17 protein-coding genes are annotated in these 19,196 nt (G+C 64.7%); 8 read left to right on the top strand and 9 right to left on the bottom strand.

The window, feature by feature from the left end; all coding sequences use genetic code 11:
- Positions 1–11 precede the first annotated feature (11 nt).
- The gene (locus NKJ26_RS12635; protein ID WP_352695487.1) at positions 12–2,156 is read right to left on the bottom strand and encodes a xanthine dehydrogenase family protein molybdopterin-binding subunit; all 2,145 of its coding nucleotides are present in this window, start codon (positions 2,154–2,156) and stop codon (positions 12–14) included.
- 180 nt (positions 2,157–2,336) lie between these two features.
- On the opposite strand from NKJ26_RS12635, the gene NKJ26_RS12640 reads away from it, so the two are divergent.
- A complete protein-coding gene (locus NKJ26_RS12640) occupies positions 2,337–3,296 on the top strand; it encodes an AraC family transcriptional regulator (RefSeq protein WP_352695488.1) in 960 nt (319 codons plus the stop codon).
- 114 nt (positions 3,297–3,410) lie between these two features.
- Here NKJ26_RS12640 and NKJ26_RS12645 read toward each other — a convergent pair whose 3' ends face one another.
- Together NKJ26_RS12645 and NKJ26_RS12650 are read right to left on the bottom strand one after the other, a co-directional pair.
- Positions 3,411–4,820, bottom strand: coding sequence for an ATP-binding protein (locus tag NKJ26_RS12645; protein ID WP_352695489.1), 1,410 nt, complete (start codon positions 4,818–4,820; stop codon positions 3,411–3,413).
- On the bottom strand, positions 4,817–5,533 hold the full coding sequence (locus NKJ26_RS12650; protein WP_352600886.1) for a response regulator: 717 nt from the start codon (positions 5,531–5,533) through the stop codon (positions 4,817–4,819). The genes NKJ26_RS12645 and NKJ26_RS12650 overlap by 4 nt, the downstream gene beginning before the upstream one ends.
- Before the next feature lie 281 nt (positions 5,534–5,814).
- Here NKJ26_RS12650 and NKJ26_RS12655 point away from each other — a divergent pair, with 281 nt between their 5' ends.
- The 4 genes from NKJ26_RS12655 to clpS all read left to right on the top strand — a co-directional run bounded on the left by NKJ26_RS12655 (position 5,815) and on the right by clpS (position 7,424).
- Entirely contained in the window at positions 5,815–6,117 is a 303-nt protein-coding gene (locus tag NKJ26_RS12655) for a hypothetical protein (protein WP_352600884.1), read from the top strand.
- A 39-nt stretch (positions 6,118–6,156) separates the two neighbouring features.
- Positions 6,157–6,405 (top strand): hypothetical protein, encoded by a 249-nt coding sequence (locus NKJ26_RS12660; protein WP_352600882.1) that lies wholly within the window; start codon positions 6,157–6,159, stop codon positions 6,403–6,405.
- Positions 6,406–6,611: 206 nt separating this feature from the next.
- Entirely contained in the window at positions 6,612–6,977 is a 366-nt protein-coding gene (locus NKJ26_RS12665; protein ID WP_352600880.1) for a hypothetical protein, read from the top strand.
- Positions 6,978–7,118: 141 nt separating this feature from the next.
- A complete protein-coding gene (clpS, locus tag NKJ26_RS12670) occupies positions 7,119–7,424 on the top strand; it encodes an ATP-dependent Clp protease adapter ClpS (protein WP_027024439.1) in 306 nt (101 codons plus the stop codon).
- Between the two features lie 256 nt (positions 7,425–7,680).
- On the opposite strand, the gene NKJ26_RS12675 is transcribed toward clpS, so the two are convergent.
- The 4 genes from NKJ26_RS12675 to NKJ26_RS12690 form a co-directional block, all read right to left on the bottom strand.
- Positions 7,681–9,759, bottom strand: a complete 2,079-nt coding sequence (locus NKJ26_RS12675; RefSeq protein ID WP_352695490.1) for a hypothetical protein — start codon at positions 9,757–9,759, stop codon at positions 7,681–7,683.
- Between the two features lie 61 nt (positions 9,760–9,820).
- Positions 9,821–12,646, bottom strand: coding sequence for a DUF4159 domain-containing protein (locus NKJ26_RS12680; RefSeq protein ID WP_352695491.1), 2,826 nt, complete (start codon positions 12,644–12,646; stop codon positions 9,821–9,823).
- The gene (locus tag NKJ26_RS12685) at positions 12,643–13,626 is read right to left on the bottom strand and encodes a DUF58 domain-containing protein (RefSeq protein WP_352695492.1); all 984 of its coding nucleotides are present in this window, start codon (positions 13,624–13,626) and stop codon (positions 12,643–12,645) included. The genes NKJ26_RS12680 and NKJ26_RS12685 overlap by 4 nt, the downstream gene beginning before the upstream one ends.
- Entirely contained in the window at positions 13,626–14,630 is a 1,005-nt protein-coding gene (locus tag NKJ26_RS12690) for an AAA family ATPase (RefSeq protein WP_352605164.1), read from the bottom strand. The genes NKJ26_RS12685 and NKJ26_RS12690 overlap by 1 nt, the downstream gene beginning before the upstream one ends.
- A gap of 156 nt (positions 14,631–14,786) precedes the next feature.
- On the opposite strand from NKJ26_RS12690, the gene NKJ26_RS12695 reads away from it, so the two are divergent.
- From NKJ26_RS12695 to NKJ26_RS12705, 3 genes are read left to right on the top strand one after another with little or no spacing between them, the layout of a single operon-like run.
- Entirely contained in the window at positions 14,787–15,416 is a 630-nt protein-coding gene (locus tag NKJ26_RS12695) for a DUF1285 domain-containing protein (protein ID WP_352695507.1), read from the top strand.
- Positions 15,416–16,048 (top strand): CoA pyrophosphatase, encoded by a 633-nt coding sequence (locus NKJ26_RS12700; RefSeq protein WP_352695493.1) that lies wholly within the window; start codon positions 15,416–15,418, stop codon positions 16,046–16,048. Before NKJ26_RS12695 ends, NKJ26_RS12700 begins: the two co-directional genes overlap by 1 nt.
- Positions 16,045–17,307 (top strand): CCA tRNA nucleotidyltransferase, encoded by a 1,263-nt coding sequence (locus NKJ26_RS12705; protein ID WP_352695494.1) that lies wholly within the window; start codon positions 16,045–16,047, stop codon positions 17,305–17,307. The genes NKJ26_RS12700 and NKJ26_RS12705 overlap by 4 nt, the downstream gene beginning before the upstream one ends.
- Before the next feature lie 63 nt (positions 17,308–17,370).
- Here the strand turns inward: NKJ26_RS12705 and NKJ26_RS12710 are convergent, their stop codons facing one another.
- Both NKJ26_RS12710 and NKJ26_RS12715 read right to left on the bottom strand, forming a co-directional pair.
- The gene (locus tag NKJ26_RS12710; protein WP_352695496.1) at positions 17,371–18,447 is read right to left on the bottom strand and encodes a S8 family serine peptidase; all 1,077 of its coding nucleotides are present in this window, start codon (positions 18,445–18,447) and stop codon (positions 17,371–17,373) included.
- Positions 18,434–19,012, bottom strand: coding sequence for a hypothetical protein (locus tag NKJ26_RS12715; protein WP_352605172.1), 579 nt, complete (start codon positions 19,010–19,012; stop codon positions 18,434–18,436). Before NKJ26_RS12715 ends, NKJ26_RS12710 begins: the two co-directional genes overlap by 14 nt.
- Positions 19,013–19,196: the final 184 nt, after the last annotated feature.

Genomic DNA, 19,196 nt, shown 5'->3' on the forward strand with positions numbered 1-19,196 from the left:
CGATCTCCTCCTCAAACCAGCCGATAGCCATGCCGCGACAGCGGCAGCGCGCGAATGCGCTCGCCGGTCGCGGCGAACACTGCATTGCAGAATGCGGCATGCGTCGGGACCGGGCCGAGTTCTCCCGTGCCGCCGATCTTGGCGCCGCTTTCGACGAACCGGGTCTCGGTCTTCGGGGTTTCCCAAAGATGTACAGGATCGAATGCGTCGAAATTGGTCTGTTGCACCGCACCCTTCTCGAAGGTCACTTCGGTGCGCAACCCCGAAAGACCCCAGACCAAGCCGCCTTCGACGTTGGCGGCGGCGATGCCGGGGTCTAGTGTCTTGCCGCAGTCGAGCGCGGTCCAGACATGAAGTGGGTGAATGTCCTTTCCATCGACGGAAACGTCGACGACCTGAGCGGCATAACCGCCAAACGCCTTGGCCAATGCCAGACCCCGGCCTTGGCCCTTCGGAGTTGGTCGCCCCCAAGCCGACATCGCGGCCACGGTCTTCAACACCGCGACGGCGCGCGAATCGTTGCGGGCGAGAGCCAGCCGATAGTCCAGCGCATCCTTGCCTGCGGCGTGTGCTAGTTCGTCCAGAAAGGTTTCCAGAACGAAATTGTTCGGCCCATGGCCTGTGGTGCGCCACACCGATACCGGCAGCGGCGTCTCGACGTAATTCTGTTCGACATGATAGTCGGCGATTGCGTAAGGCGGATCGAGCACTCCCTCGACGGCCATTGCATCGTATTCGGATGGCGGGGCTATCGGGCGATCCCACGGCTGCTGCGCCTTGATCATTGACCGCGGGAACACATAGAGCATGTGCGATGGCGAGACGATGCGGTGTACCATGGCCGACGGCAAGCCATCCGCGCCAAGAGCGGCGCTTACCGCATGGGTCATCGGTGGCCGATAGGCGTCGTAGGCGAAGTCCTCTTCGCGACTCCAGATCACCTTCACCGGCCGATTTACGACCTTGGCCACCTGGACGGCGATCCGTACGAAGTCTGCCAGCAGCCGCCGTCCGAAGCCGCCGCCGAGAAAGGTGCGGTTGATGACGATCTGGCTGTCGCTGAAGCCTGTCATCTCCTTGACGATTGCCTGAGTGATTTCCACGCCCTGAGTTGGCGCCCACAACTCGCAGCTATCTGCCGTAACGTGGGCGGTGCAGTTCATCGGCTCCATGGTGGCATGCGCCTGGGTGGGAATCTCGTAGGTCGCCTCGAATACGCGGGGCGCAACCGCCAGCCTGGCCCTGGCGTCACCGTCGCTGCGTTTCACCGTGAAGTCCCCTGTCTTCAGGCGCGCCATGTGGTCGGCCCTCTGGCTCCCGGTCGCGTAGCCTGCCAGCGGCCCCTCTGCGAAGACAGGTCCGCCTTCGTCCAGCGCGCGCTTAGCCGTCCAGTAGCGGTCGGCGACAACCGCGAGACCGGAGGCGATCTCGACGGCGGCGATCACACCTGGCCGTGCCAGAATCCCTGCCCTGTCGTAGCTTTCGAGTTTGCCGCCCTGCGCAGGGGCTCGCCGAATCGCGGCCACCGCCATGCCTGGCACTTTGACGTCGATGCCGAAGATGGCGCTGCCGTTGACTTTGGGTGGAATATCGCGCCGCGGCTGCGGCTTGCCGATCATCGTCAGGTCCGAATCGGGTTTCAACGCAGGTTTGTCAGGTACCGGCAGCCTGGCAGCATTTTCTGCCATCTCACCGAAGCCCACTGACCGGCCCGAGGTCGGGTCGATAATTCTGCTGTCTCGCACTTGCAGCGAGGTCGCGTCGACCTTGAGTTTCACGGCGGTCGCCTGAACCAGCATCTCGCGGGCGGCAGCGCCCATGGTGCGCATGATGGGATAGAAGGTCGAAGTCGATTCAGAATTGCCGGTGAACATCCAGCCATATTGTGGGTGGCGATAGGCGGGGTCGAATTGGGACCATTCGGTCTTGACCTTCGACCAGTCCGCGCCGAGTTCGTCCGCCAAGGCAACAGGAAGCGTCGTGGAAATGCCTTGCCCCATCTCCGACTGCGAAATCATGATGAGGATCGTGTCGTCCGGCGCCACCCGCAGCCACGCGCTTAGCGATACCGGATGGCCTCGCTGGTCCTGCCCAAACGTGCCTGCCGACAACAGCAGGCCGCCCGCTGCCGTCGCAAAAAAGCTACGGCGCGACATCACGCCTACCCTGCGCATCTTATCGGATACGTCTTCGATCTCGCCCGCTGCCACTTGCGTTTCGCCTCACTGTCGCTCTTGATTGCGTGGCAATGTAGTTCTCAAACGAAAGCGTGATCTATGGCCCAGGCGCTCGATTTCTTTGCTCAGCGTCCACGCAAGATGACGGAAAGGTGACAGATGCCGAAGATCGGCGGCGCCCCGGATGCAATGTCCGACGTTCTTTCCCTCGTGCGCATGCGCGCAGAATTCGTCTGTGCCAACGATTTTTCGGCGCCATGGAGTCTGAGCTTTCGCCGTCCAGTGTCGCATTTCCACATCGTGGAGCGCGGCTCGGCATGGCTAAAGCCAGATGCTGGCAACGCAATCCGGATCGAGGCCGGTGATCTGGTCATCCTGCCGTTGGGCGCAGGCCATGTGCTGTGCAGCGATCCGGCATTGAATCCTGTTCCGGCGGATCAAGCGTTGACGAATGCGACCACCCGGCGTGGTTCGGCGTACGTCTTCGGCGGCGGTGGCGAGCAGACTCACGTGGTCTGCGGCCAGTTCTCCTTCGCTGGGGTGCTGGCTCCCAAGCTCCTGAAGGTCCTGCCAGCGCTTGTCCATATCGAGGCGCAATCCGGTAAGCCTCTGGAATGGATGAAACTGACCAGCCATTTCCTCGTCGAGGAAACCCGGTATCCGAAACTCGGTTCCGCCATCGCCATCGCCAGACTGCTGGATCTGCTGTTCGTCGAGGCCGTGCGCGAATGGGGTGCCAGGAACCCGCAAAATCTCGGCTGGCTGAGCGGCCTGGCCGACCCGGCGATCGGGCGGGCGCTGTCGGCAATGCACGAGGAGCCGGCCCGGCGCTGGACAGTGGAAGCGTTGGCCGACATTGCCGGGTTATCGCGCTCGGCCTTCGCCGCCCGGTTTTCGGAAGTCGTCGGCCAGACGCCGTTACGCTACCTGGCGGCGTGGCGGCTCGATCTTGCCGCAGACCAACTGCGCGCCGGAATTGCCAGGATCGGTGAAATCGCGGCGACCGTAGGATATGGCTCGGAGGCGGCACTGACCCGTGCATTCAAAGCGCAATTCAACACCACGCCGGCAGCTTTTCGGCGGGCCGGACCGGCGAGCGATGAAAGGAGCGCCTTCTAGATGCGGTTCGCCGTTTCGAACCGCTCTGTGTCTTTAGTTTTTACGCAATTCCGGACGGAAAACCGTTTCACGCTTTTGCTGGAATTGCTCTGGGTGGAGCCACGCGGGCAAGACCTATGCCGCCAGCGGCAGGCGCAGTTCCGTCAGCAGTCCGCCATCGGGGTGATTGGACAGGCGGACCTCGCCACCGGCGGCGCGCGCGATGTTACGGGCGATGGTGAGGCCAAGGCCGAGGCCGCCGGTCTGGCGGTTGCGTGACTGTTCCAGGCGCACGAAGGAGCCGAACACGGCGTCGATCTGGGCCTGCGGTATGCCCGGACCTTCGTCGCGGATGGTCAGCGTGATCATGGTGTCCAGGCGTTGCAGGCTGAGATGCGCCTTCTTGCCGTAGATGACGGCGTTCTGCACCAGATTGGTGACGCAGCGCTTGAGCGCGACCGGTCGCGCCATGCAGATCAGGCCGCGCGAGCGGGTATCGTTCTCGTCGAGCGAGACGTCCGGATAGCCGTCGGCGATCGATTCCACGAGCGACCAGAAGTCGATGCGTTCGCTCTTCTCCTCGTTCACCTCGAACGTGGCGAAGTCGATCACTGAACTCGCGATGCTCTCGACATCGGCGAGATCGTGCGCCAGCGCCTCGCGAACCGCCGATTTGCGCAACAGCTCCAGCCGCAGCCGCATCCGGGTCATCGGCGTGCGCAGATCGTGCGCCAGCGCCGCGGCAAGATGTTCGCGGTCCTCGACATACTCTCGCAAGCGGGCCTGCATGGCGTTGATCGCCTTGGCGGCGGCGCGCACCTCGCGGCTGCCGGTCTCGGCGATCGGCGGGCTCTTCAGGTCCTTGCCGATCCTGTTGACGGCGGTTTCCATCATCCGGTAGGGCGCCGTCAGCCGGCGCAGCGACCAGATCGACATGATCACCACCAGTCCGGCGATCAGCGAATAAAGCGGCAGGCTGTCGACGCTCAGGATCGGGCCCGCGGGGGTGATCGGCTCGGTGAAGTTCAGCCACTGGCCGTCGGCGAAGCGCAGCGAGGCCGTCAGCTTGTCGCTCTGGGCGAAGTTGGCGGCCAGCACCAGGAGGTCTCGTTCCACCTGGCCGATATCGGGTCCCGGGGCCGCGCCGCTGGCATCGTCGGCCTCGCGCGTCGCCGGATCGCGCCTGACGCGTGCGTCGGTGACGCCGAATTTCGACAGTCGGCCGACGAGGATGTCTTCGAGCTCGGCCAGCTCGTCGTCGCTGGCGATCGATGAGGTGACCGCGGGCGTATCCGAGACGGTGAGCGCGTAAGTCGAGTTGAACAGGCCGGCCGCGGTCGCCTTGCGCTCCTCGGGCGTGGCGCTGCTCATCAACTGCACCAGCGAGAAGGCGCGGTCGTTGAGACGGTAGAGGTCGACCACACCATTGGCCGCGGCGCGGTCGCGCGCCACGATATAGAGGGTCGCCACCTGGCTGATCAAAAGGCCGGCAATGACGATCAGCAGTACCCAGACAGGCAATGTCTGCGGCAGGAAACGTCTCATTCCGAGGTCGTTTCGGGCAGGAACTGGTAGCCGCCACTGCGCACCGTCAGGATCAGTTTGGGCGTTTTGGGGTCGTCTTCCATCTTGCGCCGCAGCCGGCTGACCAGGATGTCGATGCTGCGGTCGAAGGAATAGTCGCTGTCGCCGCCGGAGAGTTCGATGAGCTGGTCGCGGGTCAGCACGCGCTGGGCGCTCTTGACGAAAGTCTGAAGCAGGTTGAACTCCGCCATCGTCAGCTCGACCCTGACATCGTCGGGCGCGGTCAGCCGGCGCCGCGAACTGTCCATCGTCCAGCCGGCGAAACGGTAGATCTGCTTGGTGGTGGCGCGCTTCGGCTCGGCGGCGCCGTTGCGGCGCAGCACGGCGCGGATGCGGGCCAGGAGCTCGCGCGGGTCGAAAGGTTTGGGCACATAATCGTCCGCACCCATCTCGAGACCGACCACGCGGTCAGTCGTCTCGGTGACGGCGGTCAGCATGATGATCGGCGTCGAATACTGGGCACGCAGGTCGCGGCACAGTTCCAGCCCGCTCTTGCCGGGCAGCATCACGTCGAGTACGATGAGGTCCACCTGCGCGCGGCGCAGTATGGTCTCCATCTCCGTGCCGTCGGCGGCAACCGATGTGTGCAGCCCCCGCTTCTGGAAGAATTCCTGGAGCAGGTCGCGGATGCCCTTGTCGTCGTCGACGATCAGTATGTGTGCGTCGGATTTCACAGGTGTCTGTCTCGGCTGCCGGCCAAACTATTCTTGGCTGGTCAGCCACACGATAGAATTCGGGCCATATGTTGGCCAGTGCCCGGTATTTCGAGGGAGAACGAATTCCGCATTCTCCACATCGAAAGCATTCGTGGCCTTCGCGTCGGGCCGGCCAGAAACAATCCAGAAACAAATTTCTATAATCCGGAAAAACTCCTGAAAAAGTAGGGCGGCATAACGGTGCCGTGGCGGTCAGGTCATTGGCCGCGACGCAAGTCTCCGGGTTCACGGATAAACCGATGCCAAGGTTGTCGATCAGTTTGTTGGGTGCGTTGCTGGGCATAGGCCTGGTCTCTGCCGCTGTCGGACAGTCGGACGCAAAGGTGACGCCAACCACCCGGAGCGAGCGGTGTGCCAATCTCAGCCACCAATTCGATGAAGCCCTCGAAACCCACGCCACGGCAACGCAGGTCACCGCGGCAAAGGCACTTCAGAAAAAGGGTGACCGGTACTGCGCCGCCAAGAAACAGGCGCAGGGCATCCGGATGCTCGCCAACGCTTTGAAGCTGCTTGGAGTGACACCGAACGACCCAGTTCAGTGAAACTCGAGAAACTCGACCCGCATAAAAGGAAATGAAGCCATGAAGAAGTCCATCCTCTCCGCCACTGGTCTCGCCGTCGCTCTCGCCTTCTCCATGCCGGCCCTCGGCAATGCAGCCGCCACCACGACGACCACCACCGCTCCGGCTGCTTCCACGACGACCACCGCTCCGGCCGAGACGACCCCCGCCAAGCCCCCGGTGAAGAAGGTCACCGTCAAGAAGCACAAGAAGGCCGACACGAAGAAGACCGTCAAGAAGGCCGTCAAGAAGGACGTGCCGAAGGCCTGATCCAGGCCCGGCATACCTGCCAGTCTTGCGAAAGGCCGCTCCAGTTGCTTCGGGCTGGAGCGGCCTTCTTCCTGTCCGAGCACTTGAAGAGCCGTCATCGGCGACGAAGCGGACCGACAGGCCCGACCGATGCGTGGGCGAAGCCGGTGCCGGCGCTTCACCCGACCTTAACCCGATCGCAACGCCGGCCCTGTAGGGCAATCCGCATGAAGAAGCGGCTTTCGTCCATTTTGCGTTCGATGGTGCTCGGTGGCCTGATCGCCACCGCTGCGGCCCGGGGGCTGATCCTGTTCACCGCCAGCCCGGTGCCGGATCCCGCCAGCGGGCGCACCGAGCCCTCGCTGTTCGCTCCGGTGATTTCCACCAATTGGGACTACATCACGCCGGTGCAGGCCTGGCTGTTGGTCATGCTCACCGGCTTGACGCTCAGCTGCGTCGTCGCGTGGCCCATCGCGGCCTGGCTGGAGCGCCGAGGAGACGCCGAGGGCAACCGCCTTCGCTCCGATGTGCCATCCGCCGCGGCCATGCGGCCGGGTTCGGGCCGCCACATCTTCGGTCGTCAGGACCGTTGAACCCCAGGCATAATGCCCCACATGATCGTGAATGGTCGCGCCTGGCCGCAGCCGGGCCGCGCGCCAATCAAAATGGACGATCGCTGTTGCCCATGGCAAAATGAGACAGCGAAGTTATCGATCGCCAAACTGTCGGTTCCGATGCCTGAAATCACCACCAAACCGCGCACCAAGGTCAAGCCGCAGATCGAGCGGCCGAAGCTCTACAAGGTCATCCTCGTCAATGACGACTTCACGCCGCGTGAATTCGTGGTGACGGTGCTCAAGGGCGAGTTCAAGCTCAGCGAAGACCAGGCGCACAGGATCATGATCACCGCGCACCGGCGCGGCGTTTGCGTGGTTGCCGTCTTCACCAAGGATGTCGCCGAGACCAAGGCGACGCGCGCCACCGATGCCGGCAAGGCCAAGGGCTACCCGCTGCTGTTCACGACAGAACCGGAGGAGTGAGGAGGAGGGCTCATCGACGGTTGGCGAAACCATCCGCGACAGCCTCTTTCTCCCTGTCACTATACGGGGAGAAATGTCCGGCAGGACATTGAGGGGCGGCGCCAGGGCTGACGATAATTCACTTACGCAGGTCGTGGAGATTGCCAATCACTTCAAGTTGGCGCTGCCCCTCATCCGCCTGCCCGTCCTCCCCAGCAGCTGCGCTGCAGAGGGTGGACCGGCACCTTCTCCCCGTATAGTGACGGGGAGAAGGGAGCTACCGTCCCTCGCGGTACCACATCGAACCCATTGCCAGGAGCAGCAGGCCGAGGCCGAGAAAGCCGCCGAACAGCGGCACGCGGGAAACGGCTTTTAAGACGCTGTCGTCGGTGGTGCGCAGGCCGATCCAGTCGCTGCCGGATGCCGCGCCGGCCGAGCGCACCGGCACGATGGAGGGCAGCGTCACGCCACTGCCAAGGGCAGAGGACGACGCCAGCCGCCGCACGCTGCCGCCTGTGGCTTCCGCAGGCGCTTTCAGCCGGTTTTCGGTGGAGACGACATCGGCGAATTCCGGTGCGTTGACCGGTCCGACATGGGCGAGCGCGGTCAGGTCGCCATTGGCGACCTGGTAGAGGCCGATCTCGTTGGTTTCGACGCTGCCGAGGAAGACGCCGGGCTCGGATTTCTCCAGCCTGACGCTCAACGTCTTGCCGGAGGGGGTAATGATCTGGGCGGGGCCTGGATCGTCGGCCATGGTCTGGCGGCGGATCTCCAGCACCATGCCGCGGCCGTCGGCGGTCAGACGCTCTTCCTCGAGCTCGGGCTCCTTCATCAGCCAGTGGGCGATGCGCCGGTAGAGCTGGACGTGCGGGCCGCCCCCCTCGAAGCCGCGCGCCCACAGCCAGCCCTGGTCGGACAGGAGCATGCCGACGCGGCCTTCGCCCTTGTGGTCGAGCAGCAGCAGCGGCCGGTTGTCGGCGCCCTTCATCACCACCTCGCCTTCGGGGTTCTGCACGCCGATGGTGCGGAACCAGCGGCTCCAGTGCGGCGGCTCGGCGGCCGAACCGTCGAGCCCGCGTGTAACCGGGTGGCGCTGGCCGAGATCGGTGAGGCGCGGATAGAAGGCCTTGTCGACCACCTCGCCGGTCGGCATCGCCGGCAGGGCCGACATCAGCGGCGTGCGCGCGATCGAACTTTCGCCGGCATATTCGGGACCGGCGGCGATCAGCAACGCGCCGCCCTTTTCGACATATTCGGAGATGTAGTCGTAATAGAGGATCGGCAGCACGTCGCGGTGCTGGTAGCGGTCGAAAATGATGAGGTCGAAATCCTTGATCTTCTCGACGAACAGTTCGCGGGTCGGGAAGGCGATCAGCGACAATTCGTTGATCGGCGTACCGTCCTGTTTTTCCGGCGGCCGCAGAATGGTGAAATGGACGAGATCGACCGAGGCGTCGGATTTCAACAGGTTGCGCCAGGTGCGTTCGCCCGCATGCGGCTCGCCGGAGACGAGCAGCACACGCAAATTCTCACGGATACCGTCGATGAGCGCGATGGCGCGGTTGTTGGCATCGGTCAGTTCGCCCGGTTCGCGGTCGATGGCGAGTTCGACGATGTTTCGTCCGGCGCTGGGAATGGTCACCTGCAGCGGCATGGCCTGACCGACGGTGGCATGCTCGACGGCGACCTGCTCACCATTTACCGAGACGCGCACGTCGACCGGGCCGGTCTCGTTCTCGGTCGAGATGACGCGATAGGTCATGTCGAGCGGCTTGCCGACGAGGCCAAAGCGCGGCGCGTGCTCGAAGCGGATGCGGCGGTCCTTTTCATGCTCGTTGCCGGTGATCAGCGCATGCATCGGGGCATTGAAGTCGGGCTTGCCGGCGGGCGCGTCATGCACCTCGCCATCGGTGATCATGATGGCGCCGCCGATGCGCGAGGGCGGCACGTCGCGAAGCGCCCCCTCAAGCGCGCCGAACAGCCGGGTTTCGGTACGCTCCTCGGCGGCTTGGGCCTTGCCGGCCTCGACGACGCGCACGTCGAATTGCTTGAAGCGGCCGAGACGCTGCTGCAGCCCGGCCAGCGCTTCGTCGGTCTGCTTGGTGCGCTCGCCGATGTCCTGGCTCTGGCTGCGGTCGACGACGAGGGCGACGACGCTTTTCAGCGGCTCGCGTTCTTCGTTGAGAAACACTGGATTGAACAGGGCGGCGGCGAGCGCCAGCAGGGCCACCAGACGCAGGACGCCGCCACGCTGGCGAAACCACAGGCCGACAAGCGCAAGCAGCGCCAGCGGCACCAGCACCAAAGCCAGCAATGGCCAGGAAATCAGCGGCTCGAAGGAGATCGACCAGTTCATGCCTTAGCCTCTCCTTGCAGGGAGGGGTTGATCCGCGGAGCGCGCAAGAAAGAGCGTCATCCTATTGCCCCAGCCGTTCGAGCAATATGGGGACGTGGACCTGATCGGATTTGTAGTTGCCGGTCAGCATGTACATCATGATGTTGACGCCGGCGCGCAATGCGTAGATCCGCTGCATCGGGTCGGCCGGCACCGTCGGCAGCAGCGCGTCGCCGTTCTCGTCGACCGCCCAGGCGCCGGCGAAATCATTGGCGGTGATCATGATCGGCGAGACGCCGTCGCCGGTGCGCACCGGGCGGTTGTCGGCGTTGCTGGCATCGAGCGACGCCTCGACCCAGAGCGGGCTGCCGGCGAAGCGGCCGGGGAATTCGGGCAGGATGAAGAAGGACTTGGTCAGCACGTGGTCTGACGGCACCGGCTCCAGCGGCGGCACGTTGAGATCGCCGAGGATGTCGCGCAGCCGCTCGGTCGCTGGACTGGTCGAATCGGCGCCGATGCCGTTGGCGAACTGGTCGCGCGTGTCGAACAGCACCGTGCCGCCTTGCTGCATATAGGCATCGATGCGGGCGATCGCGGCCTGGCTCGGCATTGCCGCAGCCGGATCGATCGGCCAATAGATCAGCGGATAGAACGACAGTTCGTCCTTCGAGATGTCGACGCCGGCGGGCGCGCCCGGCTCCAGGGCGGTCTTTTCGATCAGGAAGCGGGTCAGGCCCTCGAGGCCGGCGCGGCTGATCGAATCGTCCCCCGGCACGCCGGTCAGCACATAGGCGATGCGGGTCTTCGAAATCGCCTCTATTGCCACTTCGTCGCCCGGCTTGGCATCGTCGGCACGAGCCGGATCGGCATGGCCGAACAGTGCACCGAGCGCAATCAGGATCGCGGCGGTGGTGGCCACCGCGCCGGCACGGCGCGGCCGGCGCGAAAACAGGCCGCCCATCCACAAAACCGCCAGCGTGTCGAGCAGCATCAGCACAAGGGCGGCCGCGACCAGCGCGCCTTTCAGGTTGCGCGATTCATCGAAGGCATACTGGATCGTGGTGACCGGAACGGCAATCTGTGGGCGCGCCAGCGGTGCAAGCGTGCTGGCGGCATCGAGCAGATTGTGGGCGAAGACGCCGGTTTCGGAGCCGTAGAGGCCGGGCGGGTTCTCGAAAGTCACCGGCTGCGGCGCGCCCGCGCCCGGCACAAGCGGCCGCGCATCCGGCGTCGGCGGCACCAGCGAGCCGTCCGCCGCGATCATGCGATAGGGCGCCAGCGAGGTGGCGGCGGCTTCGGCGCCGGCGATCGCCGCGCCCTGGTTGCGCGACAACTGCACGACGCGGCGCAGCATCTCGACGAAGCTACCCGAAATCGGCAGGTTCGACCAAGTTGCCTCGGGGGTGACGTGGAACAGCACCAGCGTACCCTTGCCCTTTTTCAAGCCGGTGACCAGCGGCGTGCCATCGGCGAGGGCCGCCCATGTGCGTTCGACGATGTCGGGCGTCGGTTCGGCCAGAACCTGCCTGCTCACCGTGACTTCGCTGGGCGGAGCTAGGTCGGCGAAGGGTCCGGCCTTGGGGAATTCGGTGACCGGCTGCGGCGAAGTCCATGACAACGCGCCGCCGAGCGAACGCTCGCCGGTGCGCAGGCGGACCGGCAGCAGGTCGTCGTCGTTGCTGGCGGCGGCCAACCGCGATCCGGCGAAACGCACCAGCGTGCCGCCATTGTCGACCCAGTCGACCAGCCTCTGCCGGACCTGTGCGGGAATGGTGCCGATGTCGGCCATGACGATCATCGCCGGCTTCTGGTCAAGAATTTGCGGGATGGAGTCGGCGAGATCGGCGCTCGATGGTTCGACAAGATCGGCGAAGGGCTGCAAAGCGCGCCTGATGTAGTAGAGCGGCGACAGAAGCGGCTGCGCCTGGTCGGCCTCGGCCTGCGACAGCAGCCCGACGCGGCGGCGCTTGGAGCTTTCGTCCAGCACGCGCACGGCGCCGGCCTGGCGCTCGCCATCGAGCGCGATCGAGGAGAAGTCGTTGCGCAGTTCGAACGGCACCGCCATGGTGCCGGTGGCGGTGGTTTCGCCAGGCGCGAAGGTCAGCGTCGCATCGGCGATGCGGCGACCCTTGTCGTCGAAGGCGCCGGCGGTGACCTGCGCCGGGGCTGGATCGCCCGGTGCGCGGATGGCAGTCAGCGCAAAGCCATCGACCTGGTTGTCGGCGGCCATCAGCCCGGTCAGCGACAGCCGGTCGGCCACCGCCCAGACGACGCGGGCGGCATTTTTTGACAAAAGCGTGTTGAAGGCGGCCTCGTCGCCCTTCGCCGCCAGGCCATCGGCCAGCACGGCGACGCTAGCGCCAGGCAGGGTTTCAAGCGCACCGGCGACGCGCGCATAGACCGCGGGCCGATCGGTCGGGATCGGCCGCGGTTTGGCGGCGCGCAGCCGATTGAGTGCCGCGGCGGCATCGAAGGGGCCGATCTCCGCATTGGGCTTTTCGGCGGTGAAGGCGATGATGACCGGCACGCCGTTCGAGCCGGCGTCGTTGATCAGCCGCTCGGCGGTGGCGACGCGCTTGTCCCAGTCGGCGGCACTTGCCCAGTCATTGTCGACGACCAGCGCCAGGGCCGCGCCCTCGGCCGGCAGTTTTTCGCGCGGGTTGAAGACCGGTTCGGCAAGCGCGGCGACGATAAGGGCCGCCATCAGCAACCTCAGCAGCGTCAGCCACCACGGGCTCTGCTGCGGCGTCTCCTCGCGCTTCAGCACGCGCGCCAGGATCCTCAGCGGCGGGAAGATCTCGGTCTGCGGCCTGGGCGGCGTCAGCCGCAACAGCCACCAGATCACCGGCAGCGCCAACAGGCCCCACAGCACCATGGGAGCGCCAAAGGAGAGCGGCAGCCAGCTCATGCGACGGCCTTCCCGGCAGAACCGACACCAGCGGTCAGCCCGGCATGACCTCCGGTCAGCCCGGCATGACCTCCGGTCAGCCCGGCATAGCCGCCATCGGCGGTCATCGCCATGTGCAGGCGCACCAGCGCCTCGGAAGCCAGCCTATCGGTGTGGTTGACGGTAAAGCTCCAGCCGAGCCGCTTGCACCAGCCGGCCAGTTCCTGGCGGCGGGCGGCGTAGAGCAGGCGATACTCATCGCCCAGCATTTCGGCACGGCCGGCGGTAAGCTTGTCGCCGGTTTCGGGATCGGTGAACTCGGTACGGCCGGCATAGGGAAAGGTTTCCTCGGCCGGGTCGGCGACCTCGATCAAATGCGCGCGCGCGCCGTGGCGGGCGAGCACGTCGAGCCAGGCCATGGTTTCGTCCACGGGGTCGAGGAAATCGCTGACGACGACGATGTCGCAGAAGCGCCTGATATCGGACAAATCGGGTTTCGCCGGTAAGTCGCCGGCATGCATGAGCTGGGCGGCGATACGCTCGGCGCCGTTGCGGGCGGTGAACGGATCGGTCAGCCCCGGCCAGGCGATGCGCTCGCCGCTGCGCGACAGAAGCTCGGCCATGGCCAATGCCAGCACCAGTGCGCGCGATTGCTTGGAAACGCTGGCGCCTGTCGACTTGTAGAGCATGGACGGCGAGGGATCGGCCCACAGCCAGACCGTATGGGCGGCTTCCCATTCGCGGTCGCGCACATAGGTATGGTCGTCGCGGGCCGAGCGGCGCCAGTCGATGCGCGAGGAATCACCTTCGACATAGGGCCGGAACTGCCAGAAATTCTCGCCGATGCCGCGCTTGCGGCGGCCATGCCAGCCGGCGATCACCGTGTTGACGATGCGGCGCGCCTCGACCAGCAGGTCGGGTACAAGCGAGGCCCGCAACCGGCCGCGGGCGAGCGCGTCACGCGTCGCCGCCGGTGCCTGAACCTCGCCGATGCGCGCCATCAAATCCCTTTCACGAGCTTCGCCACCACATCGCGCACGCTGGTACCCTCGGCGCGGGCGGCGAAGGTCAGCGCCATGCGGTGTTGCAGCACCGGCTCGGCCAGCGCACGCACGTCGTCGACCGAGGGCGCAAGCCGCCCGTCGTAGAGCGCACGCGCCCTGGTGCACAGCATCAGCGCCTGGCTGGCGCGGGGGCCTGGCCCCCAGGCGACATGCTTGTCGGTCTCGGCGTTGCCCTGGCCGGGACGCGCCGAGCGCACAAGCGCCAGGATCGCCCCGACGACGCTTTCGGGCACCGGCATGCGGCGGATCAAGGTCTGGATCTCCTTCAGCCGAACCGGCAACAGCGCGTTCTGGGCCTTCGCATCCTCGACGCCGGTGGTTTCCAGGAGAATACGGCGCTCGGCCTCGATCTCGGGGTAGAGAATGTCGACCTGCATCAGGAAGCGGTCGAGCTGGGCCTCGGGCAGCGGGTAGGTACCTTCCTGCTCCAGCGGATTCTGCGTTGCCAGCACATGGAAGGGCGCCGGCAAATCATGGCGCACACCGGCGATCGTGACATGGTACTCCTGCATCGCCTGCAGCAGCGCCGACTGGGTGCGCGGCGAGGCACGGTTGATTTCGTCGGCCATCAGAAGCTGGGCGAAGATCGGCCCGGAAATGAAGCGGAAGGAGCGCTTGCCAGCCTCGTCCTGCTCCATCACCTCGGAGCCAAGGATGTCGGACGGCATCAGGTCCGGCGTGAACTGGATGCGGCGCGAGTCGAGGCCGAGCACGACGCCCAGCGTCTCGACCAGCTTGGTCTTGGCGAGACCCGGCACGCCCACCAGAAGCGCATGGCCGCCCGCCAGTAGCGCCACCAGCGTGCGTTCGACGACACTCTCCTGGCCGAAGATGACCCGGCCGACGCCGTCGCGGATCCTGGAAATGTCGGCCAGCGCCTTCTCGGCCTCGGCGATCATGTCCTTTTCGCTGATCGGGCTTTCCTTGACCATCACGCTCATGCCGCATCGATCCCTTTGGTTGGAAATACCATGGTTGGAATACCGGCCGGCACCATACCATGGGTTGCCGCGATTCGGCCTCGCATGGCGCCTATGTTGGAATTTAAATCACAGACTTAGGCTGACAAGCGGAACAACAGTGACTATTTCGTGACCATGGCGGGACCCTTCGAACATCGCGAACAAAGCCTTACGGGCGCCACCGAGGCGCGCGGGCTCGAGGCGTTGATCTCGCGCGCGGCGCGAGCCGGCAAGGGCGCGGCGCCGGTCGAGCGCTGGAATCCGGACTTCTGCGGCGATCTCGACATGGAAATCAAGGCTGACGGCACCTGGTTCTACCTGGGAACGCCGATCGGCCGCATGCCCCTGGTGCAGCTTTTCTCCTCCGTGCTGCGCAAGGACGCGGACGGCAGGACCTATCTGGTGACGCCGGTGGAAAAGGTCGGTATCCGCGTCGCCGATGCGCCCTTCATCGCCGTCGAAATGGACGTTTCGGGCCGCGGCGACGGGCAGATCGTCACTTTCCGCACCAATGTCGGCGATGTGGTCGAGGCCGGACCGGAGCGGCCGCTGCGCTTCGTCGACGAGAACGAGACCGGCGGGTTGAAGCCCTATGTCCTGGTGCGTGGCCGGCTGGAGGCGTTGGTGGCGCGGCCGGTGATGTACGAACTGGTCGGGCATGGCGAGGAAATCGCGATCGGCGGCAAGACGATGTTTGCCGTACGCTCCAGGGGCGCGGTTTTCCCGATCATGCCGGCGGACCAATTGAAGCGGCTGAGTGCGTGATGGACCAGGTGTCGCCGGCGCCGTTTTCGTCAGCGGATTTTCGCGCGCGCTTCGCGGCGCAGCCGGATGCGCATGCCGGCGACGATTATGGCGACCATCGTTTCAATCCCGGCCACCCGCGCCTCAACCAGACAAAGGCGCTGCGCAATGCCGCGGTGCTGATCCCGGTGGTCGATCACGAAGGCGATGCGACGGTTCTATTGACCAAGCGGGCCGAAAGGCTGCGCAGCCATTCGGGGCAGGTGGCTTTTCCCGGCGGCACCATCGATCCGACCGATGCCAGCCCGGAAGCGGCGGCACTGCGCGAGACCTTCGAGGAGATCGGCCTTGGCGGCGATCGTATCGAGATCATCGGCCGCATGCCCGACTATGTCGCCGGCAGCGGTTACCGCATCGCGCCGGTGCTTGCCATCGTGCGGCCCGGTTTTGAGCTGACGATCAACGCCGACGAGGTCGACGCCGCCTTCGAAGTGCCGCTGCGCTTCCTGATGGATCCGGCCAATCACAAGCGCGACAGCCGCATGTGGAACGATCTCGAATGGTTCTTCTACGACATGCCTTACGGCGACCGGCGCATCTGGGGCGTCACCGCCGGCATCATCCGCACGCTCTATGAAAGGCTTTATGCGTGAGTGTCTCGATCGCGGGCAGGGCCGACTGGCTCACCGACAAGCACCTGCAGCGCCTGCTCGCCGCACTCAGCGAGGGCGGCGAAGAGGCGCGCGTCGCGGGCGGCGCCGTGCGCAACACGCTGATGGACCAACCGGTCGCCGATATCGACGTCGCCACCACGTGCCTGCCTGAGCAAACCATCCGCCGTGCCGAGGCAGCGGGGTTCAAGGCGGTGCCGACCGGCATCGAGCATGGCACGATAACCGTGGTCGCCGGCGGCAAGCCGCACGAGGTCACCACCTTGCGCGCCGATATCGAGACCGATGGCCGCCGCGCCAAGGTGTCGTTCGGGCGCGACTGGAAGCTCGACGCCGAGCGGCGCGATTTCACCATCAATGCCCTCTATGCCGAAGCCGACGGCGGGGTTGTCGACCTGGTCGGCGGCGTCGCCGACATCGAGGCGCGCCGGCTGCGCTTCATCGGCGATCCGGAAGCGCGCATCCGCGAGGATTATCTGCGCATCCTGCGTTTCTTCCGTTTCTTCGCCTGGTATGGCGAGGGCCGGCCGGACGCCGAGGGGCTGAAGGCCTGCGCCCGTCTGAAAGACGGCATGGTCCAGCTCTCGGCCGAGCGTGTCTGGTCTGAATTGAGGAAGCTTTTCTCGGCCCCTGATCCATCGCGGGCGCTGCTGTGGATGCGCCAGGCCGGCGTTTTGACCAGCGCGCTGCCGGAAAGCGAAAAGTGGGGCATCGATGCGATCCATGGGCTGACCAAGGCCGAGAAAGATCTGGGCTGGACGCCGGATCCGCTGCTCAGGCTGGAAGCGATCGTGCCGCCGGACGTGGCGCGCATGAAGACACTCGCCGACAGGCTGAGGCTGTCGACGGGGAACGCCGACCGCCTGCGCCACTGGGCGCTTACCGTCGCTGTCGGGCCGAAGACGACCGAGGGCGAACTTGCGAAAAGGCTCTATCGCGGCGACCGCCAAGGGTTTGTCGACCGTCTGCGGCTGTCGCTCGCCGCAGCGCGGGTGCGCGCCGTCGAGGACAATGAGGCGCTGCTTGAAGCCGGCGGTTTTTCGCGGCTGCTCGCCTTTGCGCTCAAATGGAAAAAACCATTGTTTCCGCTGAAAGGTGCCGATCTGACCGCGCTCGGCGCGAAGCCAGGGCCGAAGCTTGGCGAGATTCTCAAAAACCTCGAGGCGGAATGGGTCGAGGCGGGGTTTGCGCCTGATCGCGGCGCGTTGCTCGAACGCGCCGCGAAGGCACTTGAAACCTAGAGCGGTTCACCGTTTCACGAACGCCGAACCGTTCCAAACATCATCGGGCGAGACGCTGCCCGCCTATCTGATCGCTACGGGCGCCAGGGCGCGTGAAAGGCTTGCTTCGCCTTTGCCGTAGACGGAGGCGCTGTAGTTGACGAGCGTATCGGTGCGAGCCGTGTTGAGCAGATCGTTGGTGATCTGGGTCGGCGTAGCTTTGGTGAATTTGCTGCCTATTATCGCTGCATATCCTGAAATGATCGGTGCGGCGAAGGAGGTGCCATAAAGGCCTGTCTTGCTTCCATCCACGCCAACCACGAGGAAGTGGCTTTGCACGAGCGGGTTGGAGCCAGCATAGTTGGAGTACCAGGCAAGCTGGGCCGGGATTGCCGTTGTGCCATTCGTTGCCAGCGCGCCGACGAAGATCGCCGACGCTTTGCCGACCAGGGCCATGTCGAGATAGTCCTGCTGGCCGTTCGTGATACCGCCGACGGCAATCGAATCGTTACCGGCTGCCTTGGAAACAACGGCTGATCCTTTGGTGGCATAGGAGATGATCGAAGCTTCCTCCGCGCTCCATCCGATCTGGTTTACGCTATAGCCCTGGGCTGCATACATGCCGTAGCTGAGGTTGAGCACGTTCAGACCGTTCGCCAGGTTGACGGCTGTGCCGCTTGTGAAGTCCTTCGACCTGATCGTCGCCGAAGGTGCGATCATGCCGGCTTCCTCACGGGTCCATTCGCCGTGCCGTTGGTATTGCACCCCAATGCCGAAATTGCCGGAGAAGCGCGACGAACTGCTGAAGTCGTCGATGACGGTAATCGTGACGCCCTTGCCCTTGTATCCCGCGGCCCATGCAGCGCCAACGTCGGGGCTCATCCATCCTTGCACGGCTTGCGTGCGTGCGGCCGGGATCGTTGCGCTCATACATATGGAGCGGCCGCCATGGCACAGTGCGGCCATCTCGTCCGCATTGGGTGCCTCCTGTGCCGACGCGATCGGCGCCGACAGGATGGCGAAAGCCATGGCGATACCGAATTTCAAGTGACTAGCTGACATGTTCTTACTCCGGTCAAACAAGAACTGGGACAGACGATCGCGAACTTCGGGGCGACATGATTTTTTCATCTGCGGATCCCGGCGATCAGAACGTAACACGGTAGTTCAGCCAGAGGTGCTGGCTCTCCGGTTTAGCGTTAACCAGATATTTCAAGGTTTCCTCAGGCGCCATCTCGCTGGCGGCGAGCCGGCAGTTGACGCTGTAGCTGCCCAAATCTCCGTAATCGGCCTGGCAGGATTTTTCGGTGAGATTGCCCCCGATGGTGGTGGTGAGCGCCACGGAAAGAGTGCTGTTCGGGCTCGGATGCACCTGAGTGAGGAAACCAAGCTTCAGGCTGGGCTCGATCCGATACTTCTCGCCTTCTTCTCCGGTCCCAAATCCCCAGAGGACACCGGTATTCTCCGTGATCTGGGTCAGCAACTCCACGTGCATATCGACCCAGTTTGCATGATACCATTGGTCGAAAGATACCTGGCTTCCGTTCTGCAATTCATAACCGCCGGCGCCTAGGCCTCTCGCGCGGTCGCTGAGCGGCGAGCCCTGATGGATGTCGACCAGCGATGTCGTCATTTCCTGGGCATTCGCCGGAGATGCCCCAAGGTGCGCGCAAAGCAGCAGCACCGTCGTGCGCAAACTCACTCGACTACTGGACTTTTCGCGCATGCGCGAAACACCTCGCCCCACCGATCCCGGATCAGTGCCTGGTGGCGACGGGCTGCTTGGCAGCCCACTGTAGTCCGGAGTTATCCGTCCGACAGTCGCAGGGTTCGGTTACCGCCGCGTTTATTTTAGCTGAGATGAATACATTTTTCGATCGAGAACGGCGCGACGCGGCAAAGTCTATGCC

This window comes from Mesorhizobium sp. M0152, from assembly GCF_040322415.1.
GTDB lineage: Bacteria > Pseudomonadota > Alphaproteobacteria > Rhizobiales > Rhizobiaceae > Mesorhizobium.